Source organism: Aneurinibacillus aneurinilyticus ATCC 12856 (genome assembly GCF_000466385.1).
Classification (GTDB): Bacteria; Bacillota; Bacilli; order Aneurinibacillales; family Aneurinibacillaceae; genus Aneurinibacillus; species Aneurinibacillus aneurinilyticus.
In genome coordinates this window covers 1-9,379 of the sequence record NZ_KE952771.1, presented here as the reverse complement: position 1 = coordinate 9,379, position 9,379 = coordinate 1, and the positions used below count along the sequence as shown (strand labels likewise).

Annotated in this window: 11 protein-coding genes and 1 pseudogene; 10 read left to right on the top strand and 2 right to left on the bottom strand. The window is 40.0% G+C overall.

Annotated elements, in window-relative coordinates; genetic code table 11:
* Both HMPREF0083_RS28715 and HMPREF0083_RS10255 read left to right on the top strand, forming a co-directional pair.
* A pseudogene (locus HMPREF0083_RS28715) lies at positions 1 to 600 on the top strand (hypothetical protein); the annotation flags it as partial.
* Positions 601 to 609: 9 nt separating this feature from the next.
* Positions 610 to 1,311 (top strand): SMI1/KNR4 family protein, encoded by a 702-nt coding sequence (locus HMPREF0083_RS10255; protein WP_021621239.1) that lies wholly within the window; start codon positions 610 to 612, stop codon positions 1,309 to 1,311.
* Between the two features lie 160 nt (positions 1,312 to 1,471).
* On the opposite strand, the gene HMPREF0083_RS27985 is transcribed toward HMPREF0083_RS10255, so the two are convergent.
* Positions 1,472 to 1,615, bottom strand: a complete 144-nt coding sequence (locus HMPREF0083_RS27985) for a hypothetical protein (RefSeq protein WP_021621237.1) — start codon at positions 1,613 to 1,615, stop codon at positions 1,472 to 1,474.
* Positions 1,616 to 1,852: 237 nt separating this feature from the next.
* Here HMPREF0083_RS27985 and HMPREF0083_RS10250 point away from each other — a divergent pair, with 237 nt between their 5' ends.
* Positions 1,853 to 2,476, top strand: a complete 624-nt coding sequence (locus HMPREF0083_RS10250) for a helix-turn-helix domain-containing protein (RefSeq protein WP_021621236.1) — start codon at positions 1,853 to 1,855, stop codon at positions 2,474 to 2,476.
* Between the two features lie 503 nt (positions 2,477 to 2,979).
* Here HMPREF0083_RS10250 and HMPREF0083_RS10245 read toward each other — a convergent pair.
* Positions 2,980 to 3,204, bottom strand: a complete 225-nt coding sequence (locus tag HMPREF0083_RS10245; RefSeq protein ID WP_021621234.1) for a helix-turn-helix domain-containing protein — start codon at positions 3,202 to 3,204, stop codon at positions 2,980 to 2,982.
* A gap of 167 nt (positions 3,205 to 3,371) precedes the next feature.
* On the opposite strand from HMPREF0083_RS10245, the gene HMPREF0083_RS10240 reads away from it, so the two are divergent.
* The 7 genes from HMPREF0083_RS10240 to HMPREF0083_RS10205 all read left to right on the top strand — a co-directional run bounded on the left by HMPREF0083_RS10240 (position 3,372) and on the right by HMPREF0083_RS10205 (position 9,145).
* On the top strand, positions 3,372 to 4,151 hold the full coding sequence (locus HMPREF0083_RS10240) for a recombinase family protein (protein WP_021621233.1): 780 nt from the start codon (positions 3,372 to 3,374) through the stop codon (positions 4,149 to 4,151).
* 128 nt (positions 4,152 to 4,279) lie between these two features.
* The gene (locus HMPREF0083_RS10235) at positions 4,280 to 5,518 is read left to right on the top strand and encodes an IS110 family RNA-guided transposase (protein ID WP_021621232.1); all 1,239 of its coding nucleotides are present in this window, start codon (positions 4,280 to 4,282) and stop codon (positions 5,516 to 5,518) included.
* Between the two features lie 403 nt (positions 5,519 to 5,921).
* Positions 5,922 to 6,104 (top strand): hypothetical protein, encoded by a 183-nt coding sequence (locus HMPREF0083_RS10230; RefSeq protein WP_051354614.1) that lies wholly within the window; start codon positions 5,922 to 5,924, stop codon positions 6,102 to 6,104.
* 1 nt (position 6,105) lies between these two features.
* Positions 6,106 to 6,594 carry a hypothetical protein gene (locus HMPREF0083_RS10225; protein ID WP_021621229.1) on the top strand — a complete coding sequence of 163 codons (489 nt, stop codon included), beginning with the start codon at positions 6,106 to 6,108 and terminating at the stop codon, positions 6,592 to 6,594.
* 240 nt (positions 6,595 to 6,834) lie between these two features.
* Positions 6,835 to 7,365 carry a hypothetical protein gene (locus tag HMPREF0083_RS10220; RefSeq protein ID WP_021621227.1) on the top strand — a complete coding sequence of 177 codons (531 nt, stop codon included), beginning with the start codon at positions 6,835 to 6,837 and terminating at the stop codon, positions 7,363 to 7,365.
* 18 nt (positions 7,366 to 7,383) lie between these two features.
* Positions 7,384 to 8,676 (top strand): PAAR-like protein, encoded by a 1,293-nt coding sequence (locus HMPREF0083_RS29365; RefSeq protein WP_021621226.1) that lies wholly within the window; start codon positions 7,384 to 7,386, stop codon positions 8,674 to 8,676.
* A gap of 1 nt (position 8,677) precedes the next feature.
* Positions 8,678 to 9,145: a hypothetical protein gene (locus HMPREF0083_RS10205; RefSeq protein WP_021621225.1), complete on the top strand. Its 468-nt coding sequence runs from the start codon at positions 8,678 to 8,680 to the stop codon at positions 9,143 to 9,145.
* The last annotated feature ends 234 nt before the right edge of the window (positions 9,146 to 9,379 follow it).

Here is a 9,379-nt window from a genome sequence, read left to right as displayed (position 1 = left end):
CCTAAAGAGACACCAAAGCCTAAAGAGACACCGAAGCCTAAAGAGACACCGAAACCCAAGGAGACACCGAAGCCTAAGGAAACGCAACAACCTACTCAGGGGATGGATAAAGTTGGAACCCCTCCTCGATATGGGGAGAGGCAAATTTCAGACGAAGAATATGATATGCTAAGGAAAAGAACTCCATCACAAGAAATAAGAGATATGGTAAACGAAGGGCATGATAAAAATGCAATAACTAAAGATAAGGCTATCCCTGGTAAAACATTCAAAGGTGCTTTGGAAGCTGATCATATTGTACCTATGGATAGAATAACAAAAATGGACGGTTTTGGTAAATTAACAACGGAACAGAAGCTTGAAGTATTAAATAATCCAGAAAACTTTACAGGATTAAGTAAATCAGCAAATACTTCGAGAAAAACAAAATATTATGAAGAATGGACGCACTATAAGCCTGATAAGCCAGGTCAAATAGAAATTGACTCTAAATTTAGAAGTGAAATGATAAAAAAAGAAGGGGAGCTAGAAAGAAAACTACAGAAACAAATTGATGAACTTAATGAACAAAATAATAAAAACAATAATAAAAGGAGATGATTAGTTACTATGGGACAAAAATTGGATTATTTAAGAAAATACAATAAAAATATTCGTTTATTAACTATTGATGAAATCGATAAAATTAGCGTTGATCTAATCCCAAGCAACTGGCGTGAATTATTTAAAGAAAGGAATGTTAGGAAAAGAATCGATTTACTTTTGGATATATGGAAAAAATATAAAGCAACTGAATTGCGTAATACCATATCTTATCTAAGCGAACATCTTGAAAATATTGAAATTATGGAAGTTGATAATTTATATTCTATTTTATATACAATCAAAAACTCCAAAGGTAAATATTTATACTATGAAGGACGTAACCCTCAAGATAAATTTGAAAATGAAGAACTAGAAAAGTCATGGAATAATATCCCTGATTCAATTCGGAGTTTTTATGAAAATATTCATAACGGATTTTATTACTATGCTAGTGAATCAATGGGTTTAGTTCCTTTCGAATCTGTAACATACCTTGGGGATGAAGACTTGGATTGGGATATTATAGACGATCTGAAAGAATCTATTCAAATTGATCTAGAGACATCTTTTGGTTTTTTTAGTAATGGTATGGGGGATTATATAGCTATTGACTATAAAAATTGCAAGAATGATAATGCTACTTTTTGGTCAGCCAAAATACAGCCTAAATATAATATTAATTTTTGGAATTATGTAGATGAGTGGATTGTAATTGGCTTTGAATAGTTAGCTACTCAAAGAACTATCATATAACCTATATTGAATACCACAATACGGCCACCCATATTGTGGTATTTTTTGTTCTGCACTTGGTGGTGGCGTTTGAAATAAGTCCACCCAGTGCCGAATAAGTCCCTCTCTTTACTACTAACAAACATAACCCTAATCATGCCTGTACGATATTCCCTTGATTTTTCTGTACGTACAACATCATCACAGGTCTTGAAATATATAACCCATTCCTCGTTTGCAATCTTTTCATTTCATCCTCAATATGCTCAGTTCCTACCGTTCTGGTTTTCAAAATCATGATCTTTGCTATCTCCTCGTTCTCTATAATTCATATATAGGGAGAGGAACTGAAAATCATAAGGTGGTATCTAAAAATATCGCAACTTTTTCTGAACTTATAGCGGTTATTCTGTATAAAAGGACATCATTCATCTGGTAACGTGCCAGTTTATATAGATTATGCGGAAGGTCATGTGGTAAGGGCTAGCCACCTTCCCTCTAATTAAGTGAGAAATGTAATCTAGGGGGATTTAATATGAAACATGCATCATATCATCTATTCAGTGGGATTGCGTATCAGTATATGGATGAAACCGCCAAGGAAGATACCTACACTGCCGTTCATAAGGGCTATACCATCGTTCCTCATAAGATTTTACGGTGCTATGGGTTAAGCCAGTACGAAAAGCTGATTCTCATTGACTTGATCTCTTTTATGGGAGATAAGAGCAGTTGCTACCCAACAAAGGAAACCATTGCTAGGAATGTTGGATGTAGTTCCAAGTCGGTAGAAAGACATATACGGTCTTTAAAGGAAAAAGGTTTGATTTACATAAATGAAGGGAATCGGAATCATGAGTACTATCTTCCAAGAAACTTCCACCAGCATCCGTATCTGCTGATGTCTGAAAAAACTCACGAGTTTATTAATGAAGTTCGTAGGGCTGTTAATGAGAGGGAACTAACGCATTGGATAGATGGCATAGTAAAGGAAGAAGTCTATCAGAAGTTTCTTTCGAGGTTAATGAGTCTATGTAACCACCCGTTTGGCTCTTCCTTTTCTAAGAATGAGATTGTTAGCGACCTTGCTGACTATAAGACTTACCTTGAAGCGGAATACAACAAGAAGTTCACAACATCCGACAATCAGTCCGAATGACAGACTCACTATCTGCATGAGAGACTAATAGTTTGTTGAAGAGTACTGGATTACGTCAAATAGACCATTTGTTTATCAGGTAGACAGGAAGTCTGAAATCTAAGACAGAGTGACTGTTTTTAGGACATAAAGTCTGATAGTACGGACGGAGAGTCTCACCAATAAGAATCATTAATAATCATGCTAATAACCACTAAAAAAACCATTCTAAGAAGAATCAGCAGACACGCCTTTGGCGGTCTGGGATTTCTAGGATAAGGATTCCTGTTATGGAGGGGTAAAGGCGGGCGGTATATCCAAGCTTTACTATAAGTATTGAACAGATTCCGCCTCAGCCGTTCCAGCCCTGCTCGTTGTTCCAGTGGAATCTTTACCGAGCGGTAATAAGAATGATTCTATACCGCATACAATCGCAGTTCGATGCAAGGTCGAGACTACCTTCGTTTTTCTGAATGCTCTATAGGGCTTCCTAGACGCTTTAAGAGTAGTTTAGTAGAGTCGGTTCATTCTTTTGGAGAGTTAGGTTCTTCCACTGACACAATCAGTTGGTCAATGGTGATTCCAAGTGCTTCGCATATTTGTTCTAACGTCCGAATGTAAACCCTGTCCACATTATCGGAACAAAGGTGGTTGATGGTTGGATGGCGGATGCCCATTTTACGAGCCAGTTCTCTTTGGGAAATACCCTTTTCAGCTAGTATCTCTTTCAAGCGAATTCTGATTTTCATAATCCGCTCCCTTTCTTTTATTATGTAACTCTTTAGATTATCACTGACATTATAGCATGGTTCGATAAAATAATCATTGAGTGGTAGCCTTAAGAGTACTATAATGTGAATGTGGTAGTTTTAAGCGTAACGGTAATTCAAGTTCCTGTAACGGTGGGGGTGTTGGCATGGCAAAAGTAGTTGGATATGTACGAGTATCCACCAAAGGGCAAGTAAAAGATGGGTACAGTTTAGCTTACCAAGTGGAAGAGATTGAACGATACTGCAAGGAACATAACCTTGAGTTGCTTCACATCTACAAAGACGAAGGCATCAGCGGTGCAAAGGTCGATGAAGACGGTCTGACGATAGACCGACAAGGATTGCAGGAACTATTGGCGAGTCTTCAAACGCAGGAAATCAAGCAGGTGATTGTGTTGAACACCTCCCGCCTGTGGCGGGCAGACATGGTGAAAGTTTTAATACAGCGTGAACTAAAGCGTCACAACGTAGACGTGAAAGCAATTGAACAGCCAAACTACAGCATTTACGTTCATGACCCGAATGACTTTCTCATCAACGGCATGATGGAACTGCTTGATCAGTATCAGCGGCTAGAGATTGCCCTGAAACTCGGCAGAGGAAGACGAAAGAAAGCCCAACAGGGCGGCTATGCAGGAGGTGGTGTGGCATTCGGCTACCGAGCCATGAAAGGGCAGAAGGTATTACAAGTCGATGAAAGACAAGCGGAAGTGGTGCGCAGACTGTTTACCTTGCGGGGGCAGAATCCCACATGGTCATTGTCTGAACTCGCTTTCCAGTTAAATGAGGAAGGATACCGAACGAAACAAGGCAAGTGTTTTACGAAAGTACAAGTCAAGCGAATCATTGACCGTGAGAACTTATACAAAGGTATATACACATACGGTCATATCGCATCCAAAGGGGTACATCAACCCATTCTGTAACAAGTCATAGCTTTACAATATGAACACCATGGACTGGCTAGCGTCCCACTGCGGGTCTTCGGACTAACGCTTGAACTCAGGTTGCCGACATGTTGTTCATGAATACCCAAGAACAGGAGTGAAGTCTTGTGCATCATAAACTCAAGCATTTGTACATTGGTGTCGACTTACATAAACACCAGCATACAGCCGTAGTCATCAACTGCTGGCATGAGAAGAAGGGGGAACTGACATTTGAAAACAAACCGAGTGCGTTTCCCCAACTTGTAAAGCTGGTTAAGAAGTTGGCGAAGAAAGAAGAATTGACTCCTGTGTTTGGTTTGGAAGATGTGGGCGGGTATGGCAGAGCATTAGCCATCTATCTGAAAGACAACGGATACATGGTAAAGGAAGTAAACTCTGCTTTATCGTATGCCCAACGAAAAAGCTACCCGACTACGCAGAAAAGCGATAGTTGGGATGCGGAATGTGTAGCACAGGTGTTACTCAATCAATTGGATACCTTGCCTGATGCGAACCCACAGGATATTTACTGGACAATTGGACAACTGGTTGCCAGACGGAATGCATTGGTGAAAAGCCTGTCTGCTTGTAAGAATCAACTACACATGCAGTTAAGCTATCAGTACCCCAGCTATCATAAGTTCTTCTCGGAGATAGATGGAAAAACCGCACTGGTGTTTTGGAGTCGCTTTCCCGCTCCGTATTGCTTGGCGGGGGTGACAGAAGAGAAGCTGAGGGGGATTCTTTTAAAGGCAAGTGCCAGAGCCTGTTCCACTCGGAAAGCGAGAGAGATTCTTGCGCTTGTGGAAGCAGATGGAGATACGAGACGAGAGTATCAGGAGTCACGGGATTTCATTATTCAGAGCATCGTGAGAGACATCAAGTTCAAAAAAGAGGAAATTGCAGAGGTTGAACAAGCCATCGGTAATGTCATGAAGTTACTCGAATACAAGTTGGAAACGATGGCGGGTATTAATCTTGTGACGGCTTCTGCATTGGTCGCAGAGATTGGCGACATTTGTAGGTTTTCGAATCCTGATAAGTTAGCCCGATTCGCAGGGATTGCCCCTGTGAATTACAGTTCGGGCGGTAAAGGACGAAACCAGAAAAGCAGACAAGGCAACCGAGTGTTGCATGGACTCTTTTACACACTAGCAGTTCAGCAAGTCCAGACAGCTAAAGGAAGTAAGATGCCACGGAATCCGTTCTTTTATGAGTATTACCATAGGAAGTTGGCAGAAGGGAAAACGAAAGGTCAAGCGTTAATCTGTGTCATGCGTAGGCTTGTCAACATCATATACGGCATGATGAAGCATAAAACCGCATATGTCGCTCCTGTAGCCGAACAGCAGAAGGCAGGATGATAGAATACAAGGTGGGGGCTAGTCTACTAGAGTACCCACCTTTCCTTTACAGGTTGTAGGTTTACAACTAGGGGGACGGGTAAACCTCAGAACCCTGGTAATATAGTTAAGGACGGAAACAAAACGAAATACACAAATCCTGCTGGTAATGAACTGACATGGGTGGATCAACATCCGAAAAATATCAATCGTGATATTGATAGCTTTTTGAATAGTTCTAACGTTGGTAAAGCTACTGAAGCAAAGGTTGCTAATTTTGTAAGAAACGAAACTGAAGTTGTTGGATTTGGGCAAAAAATATTAAAAAAAAGGTGGACAAGCTGCGGGTGATTTAGATGTTGTTACAAAGAATGCAATAATTGAAGTCAAGGCATCAATTAAAGCTGCTGATGCAGAACAATTTTTGAAGATGACAAAGCAGAACCATCCGAATTTTTTCAATCCCGAGAACAAAAAAATAATTCTCTATATTGATAAGCCACTGGCTAACTTAAGACCTGAGCATGTAAAGATGCTGGAAGATATTAAGTCACAAGGTGTAACCATTGTTAATTCATTGGAAGATTTAAAGGAGGTATTAAGATAGAATGGGAACTACTGCTTTTATTTTGACAGACTGTGAAAAATATACTCCAGAAAAATTTCTGGCGGATACAATAGTAGCAACCTTTCATTCAGATGCTAAACTTATCTTTGAAAATTATAAAAGTTTCGAAGAGGGGCGATTCTCATCTACAACATTGAATATACTTGATCATTCCTATAATAGCGCAGAGAATAATCACCAATTTATTTTGTATGTAAAGGCTAAAGAGAATCCTAGTATATTATTCAGTGACTATGACGATCTTGGATTGGATTCAGACCGTGAACTGTTTCGAATAGGGACTATTGAAGAAGTTTACGGAGCAGAGGAGGTAATTTTTCGTTTTATCTATGAATACCTCAAGCTAAATCCCGATGATTACTTTTGGGTGGCAGATTATGATTGGGTACACAGTTGGGAAGACATGCAAAAATTAAAATCTTTACCTTACGATCCTGATTGGTGTTATAAGAATCCAAAATTAATCTAAATTAACCGAATTAAAGATTCAGAGTTACAACTCCAACAACAAGATCGTACAATACAACCAACAAACCAAACACTTGATCAACTTTCAAAAGCTCTTTCCCACTTGTTTTATGAGTAGGAATGAGCTTTTTTTGCGTGCCCAAAATCAAAGGAGGACGAAACGAATAGCAAAACGTGGACAGGTAGTGGCAGAAGAACTGAAGAAACAGTAACCAGTAGGGGCAGGAGAAGGGGGCAAGAAATGCGGTATTTTATCCTATCACAAGATGGCAGAATATCGGATGCAGTAGAGCCGATGGGGGTCACACAGATCATCACGAAAGAGAGAATGAAGGAAGAGTACAGGCATGAACTGGAGGAACTCACCTTGCAGTTCCCTATCCGGGAAACAAACAAATGTGAATACATAGATTTTATCGAGAGGCCGGTTCCTCTGGCATCGGATAAGCTGAAATCCATCCTTACTACCTATGATCCACATTTGTATGTCAAATGGGTGATAGTAGCGGATAGAAAACGAACACGACAGGAGAAGTATTGGTTGTTCATTCCCCCATGTGTGGAGTGCCTGTCTGATCGCAGTGAATTTCACAAAAACGGTACGAGTAAAAGGCTGGTTATTGATGAACGAAAAGTAGGATCCCAGCCTGTTTTTACGATTGCAGGCATACGAGAGTCTTATATTCTGGTCAATCTGGCTGTAGCGGAAAGCGTATTACGAAGGGGGATGCTTGGCATTCGATTTACGCGGGTCGAAACGGAAGCGAGGTAGGGAAGGAGGGATGGGAGCATGTTCTTTGGTATTTTGATAAGCCAAGAGGAGGAAGAAAGCTATGTGGTAGCGGGTGCTACCTTATGCTGCAGCATGGGGGAGCGTACGAGTCAACTCCAACTGCCGATGAGTCATGGGTTATATATGAACGGCAAAGCACAAGTAAATATTAAGGATAGGGAGCCGAATGTTAATATCCTGCCATTTGGTATGTGTAAGCTAGGGGGTGTGTGTTCCCCCAAGATTGACATGGATTGGACGGATGAAAGAAGCAGTAAGATGGTAGATGGAGAACCGGCTGTATCCAACAAATCGAAACTGATGTGCTTGTACGGAGGAACGATTCGAATTGAGGACGATGGACAGGAGATAGGGAGCGGGGAGAAGGAAGAGTCGTTCTGGAGTGAATTGTGGGAGCAGACGAAAGTGTTGTCCCGGAATGAATTGTGGGGGCAGACGAAAGCGTTTTTTGATGGGGCCAGTGATGCAGCAGCAGATGATTTTACCCTAGGCACGCTTCCAAACGAGAAGTATACTGGTTTCAAAGACTATAGCAGTAAGTATCCCCTTTCACGTAAGGCAGGCGAAGTAGCTGGGAATTTGTTGGGATTGGTAGTAGGGGGAGCAGAGACTATAATAGGTACTGGTGGGGCAGTTATCGGGGGAGCGGCAAGTGTTACTGGGGTAGGCGGGAGTGTTGGAGTCCCGCTAACGGGAGGTTCCGTGGCAGTAGCTGCCCATGGTGTTAGCATGTCGACAAAGGCAGCTTTGGGAACGGGCAAAAGCGCGAGTGAGTTTTGGAATATGTTTGCGAATCATAACGGTACTAAGGGGACGGGGAAAGGTCCAAAGATTAAACTTACCGAACCTTCCTTACCAAAAGGTAGTAAACCTAAAGGTAATTATGGAGAAGGAGATTCTCATGGAATAAAGAAACAAAATGAAACAGCTGATTTCTTGGCCGATAAAGGCTATGACATTGAGATGTTGGATGAAATTCATGGTGGAAATGGTTATGGTATTTTAAAAGGATCGAACCCAGATTTCCTAATTGAAGGGAATGTATTTGATTGTTATGCACCAAAACCAGATGGAAAGGTACAAAGCATAATTAAAGAATTAGCAGGAAAGACAAAGAAGCAGTCTGGAAGAATTGTTCTCAATCTAGATGACTTTCCAGATAACAAAGTTGTGGAAGTTACTGAGACAATATTCAGAAAAGTAAATCCAAATGGAGATTTAAAAAGACTAGAAGAATTACTTATTGTAAAAGACGGCACAATTACAAGGCTATTTGGGGGGAAGAAGTGAGATGGACTGTGCATTATTTTTAGTTTCAAATCTGGACAATGAAACATTAAAAAGAAGAATCTATAATATAGTGTGTGAGACAGTTGAAGATAAAGTAACTAGCTACGAAGGTTTCTCTCGTCTTAGTTGCAAATACTTCGTACTTGATATTGAAACAGAAGATATTATTAGTATTGATTTTTTAAGAGAAGAGTATGGGATGAATATTAATGCAGAGATTGGAATTCAATTATTTGGGAAATCATTCGAAGAAGGATTAGAAGTGTTGTTTAAAATTTTTGGAAATATTTTGATGGATTTTAATCCTGACATGGTGTTTGTGGAAAATGGTACAGATCAATTATTCAGAAAAGAAAATGCTACTGTAATTATAAATACAAAGCTGGATCAATTTCAGAAAAAGTATCTATCAAGCAAGATAATTAATTTACTACGATTTCCATATATTTTTCAGGAGCTATCAAACTAAAACCAGAGTCTGTAAAGAAATTGTGTAATCTAGTAAAACCGAAACTAGTAACTCGTTACACCGTAGCTGGGTTTGTCAAGAATTATGTGTAGTCCATTTACAATTCCAACAACAAGATCGTACAATACAACCAACAAACCAAACACAAAATAACTTGATAATACACTTGATAAACTTTCAAAGGTTTATTCCAACTTGACCAATAAGGAGCATTCCTGTAATGAATGAAAATGC